The organism is Peteryoungia aggregata LMG 23059 (assembly GCF_030814435.1).
GTDB classification, from domain to species: Bacteria; Pseudomonadota; Alphaproteobacteria; order Rhizobiales; family Rhizobiaceae; genus Allorhizobium; species Allorhizobium aggregatum.
Genome location: NZ_JAUSUW010000004.1, coordinates 166,470 through 185,445 on the forward strand (window position 1 = coordinate 166,470; position 18,976 = coordinate 185,445).

20 protein-coding genes and 1 pseudogene are annotated in these 18,976 nt (G+C 60.5%); 11 read left to right on the forward strand and 10 right to left on the reverse strand.

Features of this window, described 5'->3' with window-relative positions; all coding sequences use genetic code 11:
* Positions 1–12 precede the first annotated feature (12 nt).
* Positions 13–639, forward strand: coding sequence for a hypothetical protein (locus J2045_RS08285; RefSeq protein WP_307371538.1), 627 nt, complete (start codon positions 13–15; stop codon positions 637–639).
* 11 nt (positions 640–650) lie between these two features.
* Here the strand turns inward: J2045_RS08285 and J2045_RS08290 are convergent, their stop codons facing one another.
* The 4 genes from J2045_RS08290 to J2045_RS08305 all read right to left on the reverse strand — a co-directional run bounded on the left by J2045_RS08290 (position 651) and on the right by J2045_RS08305 (position 5,605).
* Positions 651–1,157, reverse strand: a complete 507-nt coding sequence (locus tag J2045_RS08290) for a GNAT family N-acetyltransferase (protein ID WP_307371540.1) — start codon at positions 1,155–1,157, stop codon at positions 651–653.
* 279 nt (positions 1,158–1,436) lie between these two features.
* A complete protein-coding gene (locus J2045_RS08295; protein WP_307371543.1) occupies positions 1,437–2,174 on the reverse strand; it encodes a Bax inhibitor-1/YccA family protein in 738 nt (245 codons plus the stop codon).
* Between the two features lie 174 nt (positions 2,175–2,348).
* On the reverse strand, positions 2,349–4,895 hold the full coding sequence (locus J2045_RS08300; RefSeq protein WP_307371545.1) for an ABC transporter permease: 2,547 nt from the start codon (positions 4,893–4,895) through the stop codon (positions 2,349–2,351).
* Entirely contained in the window at positions 4,892–5,605 is a 714-nt protein-coding gene (locus J2045_RS08305) for an ABC transporter ATP-binding protein (protein WP_166600425.1), read from the reverse strand. Before J2045_RS08305 ends, J2045_RS08300 begins: the two co-directional genes overlap by 4 nt.
* Before the next feature lie 74 nt (positions 5,606–5,679).
* On the opposite strand from J2045_RS08305, the gene J2045_RS08310 reads away from it, so the two are divergent.
* Positions 5,680–6,327 carry an arylesterase gene (locus tag J2045_RS08310; RefSeq protein ID WP_307371548.1) on the forward strand — a complete coding sequence of 216 codons (648 nt, stop codon included), beginning with the start codon at positions 5,680–5,682 and terminating at the stop codon, positions 6,325–6,327.
* 66 nt (positions 6,328–6,393) lie between these two features.
* Positions 6,394–6,987 carry an RNA 2',3'-cyclic phosphodiesterase gene (gene thpR / locus J2045_RS08315; protein ID WP_166600427.1) on the forward strand — a complete coding sequence of 198 codons (594 nt, stop codon included), beginning with the start codon at positions 6,394–6,396 and terminating at the stop codon, positions 6,985–6,987.
* Here the strand turns inward: thpR and J2045_RS08320 are convergent.
* On the reverse strand, positions 6,936–7,394 hold the full coding sequence (locus J2045_RS08320) for a low molecular weight protein-tyrosine-phosphatase (protein WP_307371551.1): 459 nt from the start codon (positions 7,392–7,394) through the stop codon (positions 6,936–6,938). The genes thpR and J2045_RS08320 overlap by 52 nt on opposite strands.
* Before the next feature lie 25 nt (positions 7,395–7,419).
* Here J2045_RS08320 and J2045_RS08325 point away from each other — a divergent pair, with 25 nt between their 5' ends.
* The 4 genes from J2045_RS08325 (at position 7,420) to rlmN (ending at position 10,421) form a co-directional block, all read left to right on the forward strand.
* Positions 7,420–7,722, forward strand: coding sequence for a 4a-hydroxytetrahydrobiopterin dehydratase (locus J2045_RS08325; RefSeq protein WP_166600429.1), 303 nt, complete (start codon positions 7,420–7,422; stop codon positions 7,720–7,722).
* Between the two features lie 76 nt (positions 7,723–7,798).
* A complete protein-coding gene (locus tag J2045_RS08330; RefSeq protein WP_307371554.1) occupies positions 7,799–8,179 on the forward strand; it encodes a YkvA family protein in 381 nt (126 codons plus the stop codon).
* A gap of 263 nt (positions 8,180–8,442) precedes the next feature.
* Positions 8,443–8,946, forward strand: coding sequence for an invasion associated locus B family protein (locus J2045_RS08335; RefSeq protein ID WP_166600544.1), 504 nt, complete (start codon positions 8,443–8,445; stop codon positions 8,944–8,946).
* Between the two features lie 236 nt (positions 8,947–9,182).
* Positions 9,183–10,421 (forward strand): dual-specificity RNA methyltransferase RlmN, encoded by a 1,239-nt coding sequence (gene rlmN / locus J2045_RS08340; RefSeq protein ID WP_307371556.1) that lies wholly within the window; start codon positions 9,183–9,185, stop codon positions 10,419–10,421.
* A gap of 37 nt (positions 10,422–10,458) precedes the next feature.
* Here rlmN and J2045_RS08345 read toward each other — a convergent pair whose 3' ends face one another.
* The 3 genes from J2045_RS08345 to J2045_RS08355 form a co-directional block, all read right to left on the reverse strand.
* Positions 10,459–11,100, reverse strand: a complete 642-nt coding sequence (locus J2045_RS08345; RefSeq protein WP_166600432.1) for a LysE family translocator — start codon at positions 11,098–11,100, stop codon at positions 10,459–10,461.
* Between the two features lie 77 nt (positions 11,101–11,177).
* Entirely contained in the window at positions 11,178–11,975 is a 798-nt protein-coding gene (locus J2045_RS08350) for a hypothetical protein (RefSeq protein WP_307371558.1), read from the reverse strand.
* A 55-nt stretch (positions 11,976–12,030) separates the two neighbouring features.
* Complete coding sequence (locus J2045_RS08355; RefSeq protein WP_307371559.1) at positions 12,031–12,888, reverse strand: SDR family NAD(P)-dependent oxidoreductase; 858 nt, start codon at positions 12,886–12,888, stop codon at positions 12,031–12,033.
* A gap of 110 nt (positions 12,889–12,998) precedes the next feature.
* Here J2045_RS08355 and J2045_RS08360 point away from each other — a divergent pair, with 110 nt between their 5' ends.
* The 3 genes and pseudogenes from J2045_RS08360 (at position 12,999) to J2045_RS08370 (ending at position 14,861) form a co-directional block, all read left to right on the forward strand.
* Positions 12,999–13,235, forward strand: coding sequence for a type II toxin-antitoxin system ParD family antitoxin (locus J2045_RS08360; RefSeq protein ID WP_307371561.1), 237 nt, complete (start codon positions 12,999–13,001; stop codon positions 13,233–13,235).
* A gap of 36 nt (positions 13,236–13,271) precedes the next feature.
* Positions 13,272–13,529, forward strand: a pseudogene (locus J2045_RS08365) (type II toxin-antitoxin system RelE/ParE family toxin); the annotation flags it as partial.
* Between the two features lie 108 nt (positions 13,530–13,637).
* Positions 13,638–14,861, forward strand: coding sequence for an argininosuccinate synthase (locus J2045_RS08370; protein WP_307371567.1), 1,224 nt, complete (start codon positions 13,638–13,640; stop codon positions 14,859–14,861).
* Between the two features lie 52 nt (positions 14,862–14,913).
* On the opposite strand, the gene J2045_RS08375 is transcribed toward J2045_RS08370, so the two are convergent.
* Complete coding sequence (locus tag J2045_RS08375) at positions 14,914–16,104, reverse strand: multidrug effflux MFS transporter (RefSeq protein WP_307371569.1); 1,191 nt, start codon at positions 16,102–16,104, stop codon at positions 14,914–14,916.
* Positions 16,105–16,218: 114 nt separating this feature from the next.
* Positions 16,219–16,557 carry a hypothetical protein gene (locus J2045_RS08380; RefSeq protein ID WP_307371571.1) on the reverse strand — a complete coding sequence of 113 codons (339 nt, stop codon included), beginning with the start codon at positions 16,555–16,557 and terminating at the stop codon, positions 16,219–16,221.
* Positions 16,558–16,842: 285 nt separating this feature from the next.
* On the opposite strand from J2045_RS08380, the gene J2045_RS08385 reads away from it, so the two are divergent.
* Positions 16,843–18,906 (forward strand): M3 family metallopeptidase, encoded by a 2,064-nt coding sequence (locus J2045_RS08385; protein ID WP_307371573.1) that lies wholly within the window; start codon positions 16,843–16,845, stop codon positions 18,904–18,906.
* Positions 18,907–18,976: the final 70 nt, after the last annotated feature.

Sequence of the window (18,976 nt, forward strand, 5' to 3'; positions counted from 1 at the left end):
GGAGATGAGACGATGCAAGCCACCACCCCTGTGCGGATCGCAGTGCTCATGGCCGCAAAGATTACCCTCGCGGCACCGGCGCAGGCCAATGACAGCGCCTATACCAACCTCGACCTCGACAATTGCCAGACCATCGAAGCCGATGCGATGGGCGCCAGTATGCTTTGCAAGGGCTTCAAGGGCCTGGCTGTTCATTTCAAGGAAGGAGACCTCCGGCAGAGCGTGCTGTTCGGCCCCGTCGACAGGGAATTGCGCGACGCCGGCTTCGAGAGTTTCAGTGCCTTCAACCGCGTTAACGACAAGATCGAGTGGCGGCTGGATGACTCCGGCAAGCCCTTTGCCGCGATCCTCCGCTGGTTCATCGAAAACCCTGGGCCGGACGGTTCACCCGGCCCGGAAAGCACCGGCCAGGTTCTCGTTGTCTCCCGCATTGCGACCCCGGACTATCCAGGCTCCTGCTTTGTCGGCATGGTCGATGCCAAGGCAACGGCCAACGCCAACATCGTGGCCAGACAGGTGGCAGACAAGGTTGCGGCAGGGTTCGATTGCGGGATGCAGCCCCCGCTCTGGTACGGCAATCGCGGTCAACTGACGAGCGAGCGCACCTTCAGCTGGCCCGAGGGCTATGTGGTGGATTGACGGATCCGGCTTCAGTTCCAGATGAAGCCGAGCTTCTTGAGGTGAACATCGTCAAAGTCTTCCATGCCCTCGACGGCATCCATGCCGCCATTGCTACGAAAGAAGTTGGCGGCGATCTCGCTGTCTTCCAGGCACCACACAACCATTCCGTTGCAGCCGAGTGATTTCAGCAGCCGACGCGCCTCGTGGAAGAGCTGATAGCCGAGGCCGATGCCCTGATATTCCGGACGCAGGTAGAGTTCGTAAATCTCACCTTCATGCGGCAGCACGCGAGCGCGATTGTATCCAAGCGAAGCGTAGCCGGCGACAGTCCCCGCCACTTCCGCCACCAGGATGGTGGCGGGGCCACGTGTCGCCTTGCGCCACCACGATTCGCCGCGGCGCTCGATCATGCGGGTCAGGGCCCGATAGGGAATGATCCCGGAATAGGCATGCGTCCAGGCATTTCTATGGGCATCAGCGATCGCAGCCGCATCTCCGGGCCCAGCCAAGCGCATGTCGATCGTCAACGTCTTCATAACGTGTTCTCACCCTGGCAGTCCCGCTCACAACGGGTATGACGCCTGAACCTGCATCGGTCCACGAGTGAAATTTAACGCTTTTTTAAGACTTGTCGCAAGCCGGGAGTCGCCGGATGCACAAACTATCCGGGAGGACGGCAGAGACAGCTCGAACGAGACCCGGGACAGCCGCCGGCCCCAGAACGTCAGCGAGCGAGGTAGCCGCCACGTAAAAGACCCCCGAGTGAGGCCACTCGGGGGTCCAGAAAGCGATATCAAAGCTCTTCGATCTCGTGACTACTCGCGGTTTCCGAGGAAGCGCAGCAGGAACAGGAAGAGGTTGATGAAGTCGAGGTAAAGGCGCAGCGCACCCATGATGGCGTTGCGACCGGCCATCTCGCTCGAATGGCTCTCGTGGTAGGACTCCTTGATCGACTGCGTGTCGTAGGCGGTCAGGCCTGCGAAGATCAGCACGCCGATCACCGAGATCGCAAAGTCCAGCGCCGAGGAGGCCATGAACAGGTTGACCAGCGAGGCGATGATCAGGCCGAAGAGACCCATCATCAGGAACGAACCCATGGCGGAAAGGTCGCGCTTGGTGGTGTAACCGTAGAGCGAAAGCGCACCGAACGAAGCGGCCGTCACGAAAAAGGTCTGGACGATGCTCGCGCCGGTGTAGATCAGGAAGATCGACGACAGCGACAGGCCCATCAGAGCGGCATAGACCCAGAAGGTCGTCTGCGCAGCAGAGACGCTCATCTTATGGATACGGAAGCTCAGGAAGAACACCATGGCGACCGGCGCCAGGATGACCACCCACTTCAACGGGCTCAGGAAGATCGCCTGACCGAAGGCCGTCAACTGGCCATCCGTCACCGCCATCTGGAATGTTGCGAAGGCTGCGACACCGGTAATGGCGAGGCCCAGGGCCATCAGGTTGTAAACCTTCAGCATATAGGCGCGCAGACCTTCGTCGATCATCGTGGCCGACTGGGACTGGCCCGTGCGGCTCTGATAGTTGCGAAGTTCGGACATGATTTCCTCTCTCAAAGCTTCAATGTTGGACGACGGAGCCCGGATGGCTCCCGCGCCGCTGTGAAGCCCAGCATGCGTAACTTCAATATGAGAGGTTCCCGTGTCATCGACAAGGGCCGCAATCTTAAATCGCCGTAATCCTGGGCGGATGGTTGATCCATCCGCCCGCAGGGATCACAATTCCCGCAGCACGGGGGCCGCTTTCTGGCCGAGAATACGCCACGTACCGGCCAATCCGATGCCGATCGTCACGACGAGCGCGATGACCAGGGTCATCAGGGCCACGTCGGGAAGGAAGCTGGACGGAAGGTTCATGATCTGGCTGAGCACGAACCAGGCGATGCCTCCGCCGGCAATCAGCGCGAAAAGGGCGGTAGCAGCACCAAGCAGCATGTATTCATAGGTGAAGGCCCGGATCAGCATCGAACGCGTGGCGCCGAGCGTCTTCAGGATCACCGCATCATGCGTGCGAGCACGATTGCCCGCAGCCAGCGCTCCAGAAAGAACGAGCACAGAGGCGATCAGGGCAATCGCCGCGGCCGCCCGGATGGCGGTGGCGAGCTGCCCGACGAGGCGGTCGACAATGTCGAGAGCATCCTTCACCCGTACCGTCGTGATCGTCGGGAACTGCTGGGTCACCGAACGCAGGATGGAGGCTTCCTGTGCCGCGGTCGCATCTTGGTCGATCAGCGTCGCCAGCCACGCATGTGGGGCGCCGGCGAAGGTGTTGGGCGAGAAGACCATGACGAAATTCATCGACAGGCTTTCCCATTCCACCGTACGGAAGTTGGCGATCTTGGCGGTGATATTGCGGCCGAGCACGTTGATGGTGACGGTGTCGCCGATCTTCAGGCCCAGTTCGCGGCCTTCTTCCTCGGCAAACGACACGAGCGGTTCGCCGGCATACCCATCGGCCCACCATTCGCCTTCCGTCACGGTACTGTTTTCCGGCACGTTCTTCGCATAGGTCAGGCCGCGATCACCGCGCAGCACCCAGCGTCCCTCCGGCGGCACGTCAACCTTGGCGACGTCCACGTTGTTGAGTTCGGCGATACGGCCACGAAGCATCGGAACCTCGATCAGCTTGCCTTGCGGCGCCATGCCCTCGACGAGGTTGCGGAACCCGTCGATTTCGCTGCCCTGGATGTCGACGAAGAAAAAGTTCGGCGCCCGCTCCGGGAGATTGCCCGTCAGTTCCCGGCGAAGATTTCCGTCTATCAGGGCGAGTGCGACAAGGAGGCTGAGGCCGAGACCGAGCGACAGCGTGACCGCCGGCGTCAGTGCGCCCGGCCGGTGGATGTTGCCGACGGCCAACCTCAAGGCCGCCGAATGGATCCGGGGGCTGCGCCGTGCGGCATAGGAAATGCCGAGGGCCACGACCCGCAGCAGGACGAAGCCAACAGCCATGGCGGCGAGGAAAGTGGCCGCGATGCGCTCCTGTTCGGAGGTGAAGATGGCAAGCGCGGCGAGAGCGGCAAGCGCCATCGCCATCGCGAGCAGATAGGGCCAGGGCGGCAGTCCCGAGGCTTCGAAGCCCTGCTCGCGGAAGAGTGCCGTGGCGGGAACCTTGCGGGCATGACCCAGCGGCAATATGGCGAAGGCAAAGGTCACCAGCATGCCGAAGACGGCAGCCAGCAGCAGCGCGCGCGGATAGAGCGTCGCTTCGGCGGAAATCGGCAGGATGCCAGCGAGGTAGCTCGCCGTGATTGGCGGGGCTATGGCGCCGAGCACAAGACCGGCCAGGATGCCGACCGAGGCGACCAATGTGATCTGGATGAGATAGACCATCACCACGACAGACGCAGGGGCACCGACACATTTCAGCGTCGCAATCACGGTGCGCTTGGAATCAAGGAAGGCGCGCACGGCATTGGCGACACCGACACCGCCCACGACCAGCGCAGTGAGGCCAACGAGGGTCAGGAATTGCGAGAACCGTTCGACATTTTCCGTAAGCGCGGGGGCGGCGCGGTCGCTGGTGCGGATGGACCAGCCCGCAGTCGGATGTTCGGTCTGGGAGAGATCGCGGATCGCTTCAGCGGTCGGAGCCGGCTCGGTGTAGCGGATCTTGTAGGCATGCTCGACGAGGCTGCCCGTTGCCACCAGACCACTCGCAAACAGGCCGTCACGGCTCGTGAGGAAGCGTGGCGCAAAGCCGAAGCCGTCAGAGATCGAATCGGGTTCGGTCGTGATCGTTCCGTTGATGCGGAAGCGTGCATTGCCGACGAGCAGTTCGTCGCCAATCGCCATATTCATGCGCTCCAGCAACAGCGGCGCGACGATGGCGCCGTAGGCACCATCCCGCTGTGCCAGCAGTTCGCTGAGCGGACGATCGGGCTCGGCCACCAGACGGCCATAAAGCGGATAGGCTCCATCCACTGCCTTGATCTCCACCAGCGACTGGTCGGAACCGTCGGCGAGGCGAGCCATGGAACGAAGATTGGTTGTCACGGACACCGTGCCGAAACGCTCCAGGAATGCCAGTTCTTCCGGTGTCACCTCGCGATTGTCGAGCTCGAAGCGCACGTCACCCGCAAGCAATGTGCGTCCTTCCGAGGAGATGGCATCGGTGATAGCGGTCGAAACCGAATTGACCGCCGCGATCGCCCCCGTCCCGAGGGCGATGCAGGCAAGGAAGATATAGAAGCCGCTCAACCCGCCGCGCAACTCACGCAAAGCGATACGGAAGGCGATGGCAATGCGTGACGTGAAACCCGTCATGCCGACACCGAAGCGAGGCGGTTTGGCTCGGTTCGGCTGTCGCCGGCGATCCGGCCGGACGCAACGCGAATCTGCCGTGTGCAGCGGGCAGCCAGCGACGGATCATGGGTGACCAGCATCAGCGTCATGCCACGCTCCTTCTGCTTGTTGAACAGAAGGTCAGCAATCTGGCGACCAGTATCGGTGTCAAGGTTTCCGGTCGGCTCGTCGGCGATCAGCACCGCCGGAGAAGGCGCAAGGGCGCGGGCAATCGCCACACGCTGCTGCTCGCCGCCTGAAAGCTGGCCGGGATAGTGGCTGAGGCGTTCGCCGAGGCCAACGGCCTCAAGTTCCCGACGCGCGATGTCGAAGGCGCCCTTGACGTTGGCCAGCTCCAGCGGGACGGCAACATTTTCAAGGGCCGTCATATTGGCGATCAGATGGAAGGACTGAAACACGATGCCGATGTTCTTGCCACGGAAATCCGCCAGCCGGTCCTCGCTGAGCGTGTGAAGCGGCGTATCGCGGACAAGGATCTGGCCACTGTCGAGGCGCTCCAACCCGGCCAGCACCATCAGAAGCGTCGACTTGCCCGAGCCGGACGGCCCCACGATGCCCACCGCCTCGCCTTCCGCGATGGAAAGATCAATGCTCTTCAAAACGTGAACGGAGGCTGCGGCATTGCCCAGGGTGAGATCGGCGCTTTTCAGTTCGATGATGCTGTTTCTCACACTCAACCATCCTATATTTGGCAAGACAAAGCTTCGCCGCACTGCGGCATTGCATGCAATCTAGGAAAGCCACCATGACTTTTAAAGCTTCACTCCTTCATTTCGCCGTGATCCTTGTGGCTGCGCTTGTCGGCCCCCGGATTGCCGCGGCCGACCCACTGCAGCTGGTCGGCTTGGGTGACAGTCTGATGGCGGGCTATCAGCTGCCGCAGGAGGATGCCCTTCCGGCACAACTCCAGCGGCAGCTCGCCGCCAAGGGTCATGACGTGGTCATTGCGAATGCCGGCGTGTCCGGAGACACCACATCGGGAGGCCTGTCACGGGTCGACTGGTCGGTGCCGGATGGAACCGACGGCGTAATACTCGAACTCGGAGCCAACGACGCGCTGCGCGGAATTCCTCCGGAGCAGACAGAGAACAACCTCGAGCAGATCATCACACGGCTCAAGGAACGCAACATCCCGATCCTGCTGGTCGGCATGCTGGCACCGCCCAACATGGGTGAGGACTACGGAAACAAGTTCAATGCGATCTATCCGCGCCTTGCCGAAAAGCATGGTCTGCCGCTCTATCCCTTCGTGCTCGATGGCGTGATCACCGATCGCAGCCTGCTGCTTGAAGACGGCATGCATCCGAACACCAAGGGACTGCAGATCATGGCCGAGCGCATGCTGCCTCTCGCCGAATCTTGGGTGGCGGGCATCAAGGGTCAGCCGAATTAAACGCTTGCGCCTGATGCCGTTGCATGATTCGCTGTGAGCACCTGCAAAAGATTCGGGGAGGTCTCCATGCCGAGATTGTTCACTGCCCTCGAAATTCCGCGCAACGCTGCCATGAGCCTCTCATTGCTGCGCGGTGGCCTTCCGGGAGCGCGTTGGATCGATGTGGAGAACTACCACATCACACTCCGCTTCATCGGTGACGTGGATGGCAGGACGGCAGACGAGGTCGTCGACAGGCTCGACCGTATAGAGCGACCCGAATTCTCCCTGACGTTGAACGGCATCGGCTCTTTCGGATCGAAGAAGCCGCATTCGATCTGGGCAGGCGTTTCTCCTGCGCCGGAGCTTTACGCACTCCAGGGCGAGATCGAACGGATCTGCCAGCGCATAGGCCTGCCGCCCGATCCTCGCAAGTTTACACCACATGTGACCCTGGCCAGACTGAAGGCGTCGCGGGTCGACGATGTCGTGCATTATCTCGGCGGGCGCGGCGACTTCCACACAATGCCCTTCCGCATCGGACGCTTTGTGCTTCTATCGTCCAGGGAATCGGTCGGCGGCGGCCCCTATCTGACGGAAGAGGTCTTTCCTCTGCAAGAAGCGGGAGGTTATTCGAACTTTGCCAGCATGGCGCTGCAGCCTGAAGAAAGCATGCTGTAGACAGCCTCGAAATCCGCCAGATCGCCGTAATAGGGATCCGGCACCTCGTCCGATGTACCGAAAGCGAGTTCGGCGAACAGATGCAGGCTTGCCGTGGCATCCACCGGGGCCGTTGACTGGAGCCTTGCAAGGTTGCTCCTGTCCATCGCGACAACAAGATCGAATTCGAAGAAATCTGACAACAAGATCTGCCGCGCGCGCTGGCGGGAGATATCAACCCCGTTTGCGGCTGCCACGTTTATCGAACGACGGTCCGGCGGATTGCCGACATGCCAGCCACCGGTTCCTGCCGATGCAATCAACGGCTTTTCACTGGCACCCTGCGTGAGGTGGCGGTAGATTCCCTCTGCCAGCGGCGAACGGCAGATATTGCCAAGGCAGACGAAGAGTATGGAAGGTGCCGTCATCGGTTCATCCTGAGGAGTGCGATCCGTGAAATACGAGAAACTGGATGCGGCGTCCATTGCGGCACGTCTGTCGGAGCTGAAGGAATGGCAGGTCGGTCGTGAGGGAGCGGCGATCGTCAAACACTACGTCTTTCGCGACTTCCGGCAAGCTTTCGGGTTCATGACCGAGTGTGCGCTCGCCGCCGAGAAACTCGACCATCACCCCGAATGGTTCAACGTCTACCGGAAGGTGGATGTCGTGCTGACAACCCATTCTGCGGGCGGCGTGACGGAACTGGACTTCAAGCTCGCCGTTCTCATGGATCTGGCCGCCGCCCGAAGCGGGTGAAGGTGGGTGGTGATTGAATTCGCAAACCGCCATTCACATATGATTGATCGGGTCCGAACGAAAGGATCGATGGGCTATGGATGACGTGAAGATCGGTGAGATCCTGCTTCCCGGAGACGAGGAAACACAGGAGCGACAGGAAGCAAAGGTTCGCAGCCGTTTCTGGCCGACCTTCAAGAAGGCTGCCCGACAGATTCCTTTTTCACGGGATCTGGTCGCCGCCTATTACTGCGCGACGGACCGCGAAACCCCGTTCCGCGTCAGGGGTATCCTGCTGGCTGCCCTGGGCTATTTCGTCCTGCCGATCGATGTCGTGCCGGACATTCTTGCCGTTGTCGGCTTCACCGATGACATCGCGGTGCTGACCACGGCAATCGCCTTGATAAACCGGCATATCAAGGATCGGCACTACGATGCCGCCGACAAGGTCCTCGCCGACGAGGAACCCGCAGCCTGAGCCGCTTGCGGTTCTCACTAACTGCTGTGCAGCCCAACTCTTGCCTTTTTCTTTGACTCTACATCGTCAGCAGGATCGAGGTCCGAAAACCGTTTTTTGCCGGATTTCGGGGCGCCAGACAGAACGTTGACGCCAAATATGACAACAAGGCGTTCGTCGTTCATCGTTTGGTAAGGTAAATTAAGTCAAACTGAACACAGGTTTTGACGATGAGCGCCCGGCCGCATGGTCGGGTGATGGATGGAAACAACCGGCAGGAAGACATGTTCGTAAGAAGTAGCGTAACCGCACTGGCAATCCTCCTGGCGAGCAGCGGGCTCGCCAACGCGCAATCGCCCACGCGGATCGAGCAGTTCAAGGCCTGGGGCGCCTATTCCTACAAATCGAATGGCGGCACTGTTTGCTACGTGCTGTCCGTTCCGACCACCAAGGAACCGGCGAGCGTCAATCATGGCGACATCTTCTTTGTCGTGTCGCAGCGTCCCGGCCAGAACATCTCGTATGAGCCGCAGGCCATGATGGGTTACCCGATGAAGGGCGACTCCAAGGTCAATGTGAAAATCGACAACAAGAATTTCGTCTTGTTCGTCAAGGATACGTCCGCTTGGGTCGAGAATGCAGCTGAAGAGCCAGCGCTCGTCGCTGCGATGAAGGGTGGCTCGTCGATGACCGTCACGGCAACGTCGGCTCGTGGCACAGCCACCAGCTACAGCTATTCGCTTTCCGGCATCTCGGCGGCTCTGCAGAAGATCCAGAACTGCAACTAAGGCCGGAACGCCTGAATTTTACGCGAGGGGCCGGCAGCATCTGCCGGCCCCTTTCATTTGCGCATGGCCGCCCCGCAGACGGTCGGGGTGACGTAAGCCAAAAAAGCTGCTATTGGCCGCTGCAAATTAGGGCATGGGCTCGATCCCCTGTCCGCCATGATCCATGAATGCACACCTGCCAGCCGGGACGCGCTCGATCCGAGCATGCTTCTCCATATGGTCCAGAGGTCCAGACGATGACAGTTTCAGTAACGCTTCCTGAGCGTAGCCAGACTGCGGCTCCGGTTCGCCCCACCGCTTTCGCCGAGAAGCCGAGCCTGCTCGGCCTCGACCGCGAAGAGCTGGGTGAGGCCCTGCGCGGCAAGGGCGTGCCGGAAAAGCAGATCAAGATGCGCGTGGCGCAGATCTGGAACTGGCTCTATGTGCGCGGCATTTCCGATTTCGACCATATGGCGAATGTCTCCAAGGACATGCGCGAAATGCTGAAGACGCATTTCACCATCGCGCGTCCCGAAATCGTCGAGGAGCAGGTGTCGAACGATGGCACCCGCAAATGGCTGCTGCGCTTTCCGCCGCGCGGTGCAGGTCGCCCGGTCGAGGTAGAAAGCGTCTATATTCCGGAAGAGGGTCGCGGCACGCTCTGCATCTCGAGCCAGGTCGGCTGCACCCTCACATGTTCCTTCTGTCATACCGGCACGCAGAAGCTGGTGCGTAATCTGACGGCGGAGGAAATCCTCTCGCAGCTGCTGCTTGCCCGCGACCGTCTTGGCGACTTCCCCGATCGGGAAATCCCTGTCGGCACCATGATGCCGTCGAGCGATCGCAAGATCACCAACATCGTGATGATGGGCATGGGCGAGCCGCTCTACAATTTCGAGGAAGTGAAGAAGGCACTGCTGATCGCGACCGATGGCGATGGCCTGTCGCTGTCCAAGCGACGCGTCACGCTGTCGACCTCGGGCGTAGTGCCTGAGATCTACCGGACCGGCGAAGAGATCGGCGTGATGCTGGCCATCTCTTTGCATGCGGTTCGCGACGAGCTCCGCGACATGCTGGTGCCGATCAACAAGAAGTATCCGCTGAAGGAGCTGATCGAAGCCTGTCGCAACTATCCGGGCCTGTCGAATGCCCGTCGCATCACCTTCGAATATGTGATGCTGAAGGACGTTAACGACAGCCTGGAAGATGCAAAGGGATTGATCCAGCTGCTCAAGGGCGTGCCGGCGAAGATCAACCTGATCCCGTTCAACCCCTGGCCCGGCACGAACTACCAGTGTTCCGACTGGGCGACGATCGAGAAGTTCGCAGATTTCATCAATCAGGCAGGCTATGCCTCGCCGATCCGCACGCCACGCGGCCGCGATATTCTCGCCGCCTGCGGTCAGCTGAAGTCGGAATCGGAGCGCATGCGCAAGACCGAGCGCCTGGCGTTTGAAGCGATGATGATCGCCAATCACGGCGAGGACGACGATTGAAGCCGGGCGGGTTCGTCCCGCCCCGCGACCTCTGCCCTCACTTTGCCTGTGTCATGAAGATTTTCACGGCGAAGATCGAGAAGACGCCGGCGAAGGTGTAGTCGATACCGCGCAGCACCTTTCGGTTTGCCTGCAGCCAGTTCGACATGAAGTCCGCCCCGTAGACGATCCCGACCCCGATCGGAAGCGCAAGCACGATGGACCACAGGCCGAGGAAGATCAGCTTGCCCGTGACATCAGGATCGGTCGCGGTCACGAATTGCGGCAGGAAGGTCATGAAGAAGATGATGACCTTGGGGTTGAGAAGGTTCACCCAGAGCCCGTTCAGGAAAGCGCCCTTCTTGGACACGACTGCATCGCCATCCGCTTTGATGACGAAGTTCGATCCATGCCGCACCGCCTGGAAAGCAAGCCACAGCAGGTAGGCGGCGCCTCCGGTCTTGAGCAGCAGAAAGGCCGTCGGCGAGGCGACGATGAGTGCCGAAACGCCAAAGGCGACGAGCAGAGTGTGGACGGCAATGCCGCAATTCGTTCCGGCCAGCGTCATAAGACCAATGCTCCGGCCATCCCTGAGCGAACGGCTGATCCAGAGCGTCATGTCCGGACCCGGCGTGATGGCCAGCAGGAGAAGAGCCAGGCTGAAGGCCAGAAAGACGGGAAGGCTGGGAAGAAAGTCCATGCAAGACCTCGGCGAACAGGATGTCCGCCGAGACTTACACGCTCTTCAATGCCTCGACCAGTCGTCCTCGAAGATCATCAGCGTTCGACCTTGGGATCAACGAGATTCACCTTCTCACCCGGCGCGATGCCGAAGAGCTTGCGGAAGTCATCCGGACCAAGCAGGGCCGCAGCCTGATCGATCAGCTGCTGATTGCGGGCATTGAGGTAGTCCGGATCGGGCGGAAGAAATCCGGGCATCGTCTGCATGGCGAAAGCCTGCACCTGTGCCCGCAGCGAAAGAAGCTTGCTCAGGGCCTCCGTCCTGTCACCGAGCGCTTCGCGCGCCAACTGTTCGAAATCGTCGGGAAGATCGGCCATGGGTCCGGCTCCATCGGTGACATTCAGCGGCAGCCTTTTGCCGGTGCAGGCAGCAATCTTCTTCTGCCATGCCGTATGTTGCAAGCCATAAGTCCCGTAGATGAACGAGCTGAGCGCATACCCCCGGGCGCGCTTGACGGTTAAGGGAGAGCTGCCCGCACCACCGGTCGAATAGAGGACCTGATTGGCGAGCTGGTGACAGACACCGTCGACGCCATAGGTGAAGATCGTTCCCTGTGCCGGCGGGTTGCCGCTCGACGAAAGATTGGGAGCAACCAGACAATCGGCGAGGTTCAGATCGCCGGACTGGCTGCCGATGTAGCCATCGGCATGGCCTGGTGCTCCCCCCTTCGGATGGAACGAGCCCCAGCAATACCAGTTTCGCTCCCCTGCCGCCTTGACTGCGGCAATATCCGGATATGCATGCACTCGACTGTCATAGGTCGTCACCCAGGTATGGTCGACGGGCGAGCCATCGGCATAAGCGGGCACCACCCAGGCATACAGGATACTCATGGTCTCCTCCTCTTGTCAGAGACAGGAGAATACAACCATTGGATAAATCGTCAATCTACCTCTCTCCAAGGTAGAGTCTGAACCTCTCGCTGAAGTCCGGATGCCAGCGTGACAGGGGCGGACGGTTCGCGATGATGTCGCCGGCGGCCCAGGCGATGCGCTTTTCGTCCAGTGCGCGGTTCACTTCGTTGTCGGGGCAGAGAATGTAGAAATCGCCCGCGACCAGGCTTTGCAGCATGAAATCGACCGTTTCCTCCGGCGTCCATGCGCCTGCCGGCTTCTCCGTGCGGCCGTTTGCGGTCAGTCCCGTGAAGACGAAGCCAGGGATCAGCAGATGGGCGGTGACATTGCAGTCCGGCGTGTTGCGCAGCTCGTGCTGGAGCGCCTCGGTAAAGGCCTTCACGCCCGCTTTCGAGACATTATAGGCCGGGTCGCCCGGAGGTGTGGTGATGCCCTGCTTGGACCCCGTATTGATGATGAGGGCCGGATCCTTGTGGGCGACCATGCCCGGGCCGAAGGTGCGCGTGCCATTGATGACGGCCATCAGATTGACCCCAAGCACATTCTCCCAGTTGGCCTGAGGTCCAAAGAGCGCGCTGCCCGGCTGTATCCCGGCATTGTTCATCAGCACATGCACGCGTCCGAAGCGCTGGATGACGGCGCGCTCGAGGGCCTCCAGTTCGTCGAGTTTCGATACGTCCATACCGATCGCGACAACATCCGTCTCGCCGCTGGCAGAGAGGGCTGCGACGTCGGCGGTCGCAGCGGCCAGCCGATCCCCCTCGAGATCGACGAGCACTACGCAGAGACCCATCTGGGCAAAGGCTTTTGCGGCGGCGAGGCCTATGCCCGAAGCGGCACCGGTGACGACGGCGACGTGACCTTTCACGAGCGCGGGATGCTGGATCGTCATGGGCAAACTCCTTTAAACCGATGGTGTTGTGGTTGAAGGCGATATGGTACCCTCGCGGCACATCGTCAACGTGACAGCGCGTGATGGAGGATTGCCTGCCAATGAATAAGATGACGACCGTGACCGTCTCGCAGGAACTGGCAGATTTCATGGAGGCCAAGATCGCCGCCGGCGACTATGCTTCTGAAGCCGAGATCATTGAGGCTGCTCTCGCGCTGCTGCGCGATGAGCTGGATGGCCTAGCCGCCATCAAAGCCGCGATCGAGGAAGGTGAAGCCTCCGGTGAGCCTCAGCCATTCGATGCAACTCAGTTTCTGAATGAAATGCATCGCAAGTACGGGGCTTGAAGTGGGGAGTTACAAGCTCTCGCCGCTGACGCGGAAAGACCTTTTGGGGGTATCTGGCGTTTCTCGTTCGAACGATGGTCGAAAGATCAAGCCGACCGATACTATACGGAAATTGTAGATGCATTCAGGGACCTCGCGAACGGAGACAGGGAGGGACGCGTGGTTGCTGGCCTGAAAGCGGGATATCTGAGCCTCACCTGTGGGTCTCATTTCATAATCTATGCCCGCCGCAAGCAGACGATCGAGATCATCCGCATCCTCCATCAGCGCATGAATATTGGCCGTCATCTCTGACACAGAGGCACTTCCCGCCCTTGCACGCTGGCGGAATCTCGCTAAAAGTGCCGCCATTCTTGATCCAGGCGGGGTTTTAGCCTCGCACCCTCCAGACGGAACATCGACATGGCACTCCCCAAAGACGTGAAGAAAGTCGTCCTCGCCTATTCCGGCGGCCTCGACACCTCGATCATCCTGAAATGGCTGCAGACCGAACTCGGTGCTGAAGTCGTGACCTTCACCGCCGACCTCGGCCAGGGCGAAGAGCTTGAGCCGGCGCGCAAGAAGGCCGAGATGCTCGGCATCAAGGAAGTCTTCATCGAGGACGTGCGCGAAGAATTCGTCCGCGATTTCGTCTTCCCGATGTTCCGCGCCAATGCCGTCTATGAAGGCGTCTACCTGCTCGGCACCTCGATCGCCCGTCCGCTGATCTCCAAGCATCTGATCGACATTGCCAAGAAGACCGGCGCAGACGCCATCGCCCATGGCGCGACCGGCAAGGGCAATGACCAGGTGCGTTTCGAGCTTTCGGCCTATGCGCTGAACCCCGACATCAAGATCATCGCACCCTGGCGCGACTGGGCGTTCAAGAGCCGCACCGATCTGCTCGCCTTCGCTGAGCAGAACCAGATCCCGGTTGCCAAGGACAAGAAGGGCGAAGCGCCTTTCTCCGTCGATGCCAACCTGCTGCACTCCTCGTCCGAGGGCAAGGTTCTCGAGGATCCGTCCGTCGAGGCTCCAGAATATGTGCATATGCGCACCATTTCCCCGGAAGCGGCTCCTGACAAGGCAACCATCATCAAGGTCGGCTTCGAAAAGGGTGATGCCGTCTCGATCAATGGCGTTCGCATGAGCCCTGCCACGCTTCTCGCCGCGCTCAACGACTACGGTCGCGACAACGGCATCGGTCGCCTCGACCTCGTCGAGAACCGCTTCGTCGGCATGAAGTCCCGCGGCGTCTACGAGACCCCCGGTGGCACGATCCTCCTGTCCGCACACCGTGCGATCGAATCGATCACGCTCGACCGTGGTGCAGCTCACCTCAAGGACGAGATCATGCCGCGCTACGCCGAGCTGATCTATTACGGCTTCTGGTTCTCGCCCGAGCGCGAGATGCTGCAGGCCCTGATCGACAAGAGCCAGGAGCATGTGGAAGGCGAAGTGACGCTGAAGCTCTACAAGGGCAATGTCATGGTCATCGGTCGCGAGTCCTCGAAGTCGCTCTATTCCGACCAGCTGGTCACCTTCGAAGACGATCAGGGCGCCTACGACCAGAAGGATGCAGCCGGCTTCATCAAGCTGAACGCGCTGCGCCTGCGCACGCTCGCCAAGCGCAATCTCGGCAAGTAACGACCCCTGGCGTCGGCAAACAAGCCCACCTCTCGCAAGGGAGGTGGGTTTTTTATGCCCGCTCCACGAGGAGGCGCAGCCAGAGGAAGCCCGCTACGGCGCTGAGTTGCATCGTTGGAATGATGATGCCGAACGCAGTCAGCGGGTCGCCGACCGAGGCAGCCGCGATGCCCCCAGCAAAGCCGGCACTCATCTGCAGGAAGCCCGTCAATGCGGAGGCGGATCCGGCTATGTGCGGAAACGGCGCCATGCTCAGCGTGATGACATGCGGCGTCAGGAAGGCGAGGCCGAAGGTGCAGATGGCAACCGGCCCCATGATCGACAGGAAGAACGGCGGCACGAAAGCCACAGACGCCGCCATGATGAGGCCGCCAAGCCCGCACAGCGTAATGCCGATCAAGGCCGCGCGAGCGCCACCGAGACGGGACGCGAAGAGCTTCAAAGTCAACGACCCGAGAAGATAGAAACCGGACTGCATCAGCATGCCGATACCGAACTGGGTGGGTGTCAGACCGACCGTGTTGATCAGCACGAAGGGCAGCATGGTCGACTGGGCATAGAGAGCGCCGATCGTGCCGCTGAGGACGAGCGATGCGGCGAGGAAGCGCGCATTCCCCGCAACCTCGGCATAGCCTGAGAGCAATTGCGCGGGGCGCAATTTGCCAAGATCGGGAACGATCGTTTCCCGCAGCAAGGCGAGCGTGAAGGTGAGCGCGAGCAGACCGAAGCCAACCATCAGCAGGAAGACGGCATTCCAGCCGAAGGCCGCGAGCGTCAGTCCACCGAGCGTAGGGCCCATGGCGGGTCCGACTGCCAGAAAAATGCCGATGGTGTTGAGGATGCGGGAAGCCTCTGCGCCCGTATAGAGATCACGGACGATCGCACGGCCGACGACCACCCCGACCGACGCCCCGATGCCTTGGACGAGTCGCGCGGCGAGAATGAACTCGACGGAAGGCGCGATTGTCGCAAGCATCGATCCCGTCACGTAAATCCCGAGAAATATCAGCGTGGCCCTCTTCCGGCCGAGCGCATCCGACAAGGGTCCCGCGACGAGTTGCGCCAGGGCAAAGCCGGCAAAGAATAGCGACAGGCTCATCTTTATCGCCGCGTCCGTCGTACCGAAGGCACGCACCAGCTCCGGCATCGCTGGCGTGTAGATCGCCATGGAGATGGGGCCGAGCGTCGTCAGAAAGGCACCGAGGAAGGTGGTGCGACGCTCGCTCATACGCGACGGTGTCATTCAAACTCGCCCTGATGCATGAAGAAATGCGCCGCTATGGCGCCTTCGCATGATCACTTAGTGCGATTGTCGGCACAGATCGAGTCTGAAATCCGAACTCCGTGCAATCAAAGCTCAGGTCGACTTTGAGAAGAAGTCGAGCACCTTGGAATAGGAATCGGCCATATCCATGTCGCCGATCATTTCCGCCAGCGACTGCTGCGTTCGGTAATATTCCGCGTAGTCGAACTGGGAGTCGTCGGTCAGGGTCGAAAGGTCCGTCACGTTGCCGTTGCGATCGACGACCTGCAGCGGCAGTTCTGTCGACAGCTCGCGGAAGGTATCGGCATCGATCTCCTCACGCTGGAAACTCTCGCTCGCGATTTCTCGAAGCTGCCTGGGGGTGATGCTGGCGAAGACCGACAGCGCCTCTTCAAATGCATGGGCTTCGCGGGTGGCCTGCTGCTTGGCCATGACGTCCGTTATCCGGGCGTCCGTTTGCGGCGTGCTATCTTTGGTGCGGAGAGTTGATATGCTCACCGGTTGGATCGGAAAGATTTCCATGGCCGTGACAGTCCTCTCATAGGATTCATCGATCTATGGGGCTATTCGAAAATACGTCAATGACAGTCGGATTGCGGCTCGGAAAAAATGTGCCTTGTTCACTGATTTTTGCGTGCTTGCCGCCGCACTGCCGGGATAACATGGTGGAAAATCAGTGCTTCGCCCATGGCCGGCGTTGCCGAAGGAGGTTTCTGCATGACTGAGTCGCCCGCCCTCAAACCCGCCGTCACGGACTGGAAAGGGCCTCACGGCCTACCGGAATTCGCAAAGATCGGAGACGACGACTATGCACCGGCCTTCGAGACCGCTCTCGAGGAGCACGAGGCCGAGATCGATGCGATCGCTGACAATGCCCAACCGCCAACCTTCGCCAACACCATCATTGCGCTCGAGATTGCGGGCGACGCCTTGTCTCGCGTGTCAGCACTGTTCTGGAACCGCGCCGGTGCCCACACCAATCCGCAAATCCAGGCGCTCGAACGCGAAATCGCACCGAAGATGTCAAGGCACCATTCGAAGATCGGCATGAATGCTGCCTTGTTCGAACGCATCGACAACCTCTGGAACCGACGTGACGACCTTGGTCTGTCTCATGAGGAAAAACGCGTACTCGAACGTCATTGGAAGGGTTTCGTGAAGGCGGGTGCCAAGCTACCGAAAGCACAACAGGAGCGGCTGGCTGCCATCAACGAACGGCTCGCAAGCCTCGGCGCCAACTTCGGCCAGAACGTCCTTGCAGACGAGTCGTCCTGGATACTGCCCTTGTCAGGCGAAGAAGATCTCGCCGGCATCCCCATCTTCCTGCGCGAAGCCATGGCCTCTGCTTCTGCAGCGCATGGGGGCGGCCATGGCCATGTCGTCACACTGTCTCGTTCAATCATCGAACCGTTCCTGACCTTCTCGGAACGCCGGGATCTGCGCGAAGTCGCTTTCAGGGCCTGGACATCGCGCGGCATCAATGGCGGCGCGACGGACAACAGGGATATCGTCAAGGAGACGCTAGCGCTTCGGGCAGAAAAGGCGGAACTCCTCGGCTACGGGAACTACGCCTCCTACAAGCTCGACAACACCATGGCGAAGACGCCGGAGGCAGTGAACGGCCTATTGATGCAGGTCTGGGACAAGGCCGTGTCACAGGCACGTGTCGAGGAGACGGAACTGGCTGCCCTGATTGCCGACGAGGGCAAGAACCACGAGGTCGCGCCCTGGGACTGGCGTCACTATGCCGAAAAGCTTCGGGCTCGGAAATTCGATTTTTCCGAAGCGGAGCTGAAGCCCTATCTACAGCTCGAAAAGATCATTGAGGCGTGTTTCGATGTCGCCGGTCGCCTATTCGGCATTCGCGCCGTACCCCTCACCAAGGTCGTCGGCTATCACCCGGATGTGCGCGTCTTCGAGATACGTGACCGCGACGATAAGCTGGTCGCCCTCTTCCTCGGCGATTACTTCGCTCGGCCCTCGAAGCGCTCTGGCGCCTGGATGAGCAGCTTCCAGGCACAGCATCGGCTCCCCCTGAAGAACGGCCGGCAGGGCGAGCTGCCAATCATCTACAATGTCTGCAACTTCGCCAAGCCCGAGCCGGGAAGACCTGCACTCCTGTCTCTGGACGATGCGCGCACGCTCTTCCACGAATTCGGGCATGCCGCCCATGGCATGCTGTCTGATGTCACTTATCCCTCAGTATCCGGCACGGGCGTCTCGCGGGACTTTGTCGAACTGCCCTCGCAACTCTACGAGCACTGGCTGACCGTGCCGGAGATCCTCAAGACATATGCGGTGCACTATCAGACGGGCGAGCCGATGCCGCAGTCCATGCTCGACAAGGTACTTGCCGCCCGCACCTTCAATGCCGGCTTCAACACGGTCGAGTTCACGTCGTCCGCGCTTGTCGATATGGCCTTCCATACGCAAGGGCCGGTCGAGGATCCGATGGCTGTGCAGGCCGAGGTGCTGGCGAAGATCGGCATGCCGGCCTCGATCGTCATGCGCCACGCCACGCCGCACTTCCAGCACGTGTTCTCGGGCGATGGCTACTCTGCCGGCTATTATTCCTACATGTGGTCGGAAGTGCTCGATGCCGATGCCTTCGCTGCCTTCGAGGAAACCGGCAATCCTTTCGATCCGGACATGGCGCGGAAGCTCAAGACCCATATCTATTCATCGGGAGGATCGGTCGATCCGGAGGATGCCTACAAGGCCTTCCGTGGCAAGATGCCGAGCCCGGAGGCTATGCTGAAGAAGAAAGGGCTTGCGGCTTAAGGTACGCAGGACCGAGCAAAACCGACGCCGGCGGTAACCATCGCCGGCGCATCGGGCGTTTCCCCCTTTC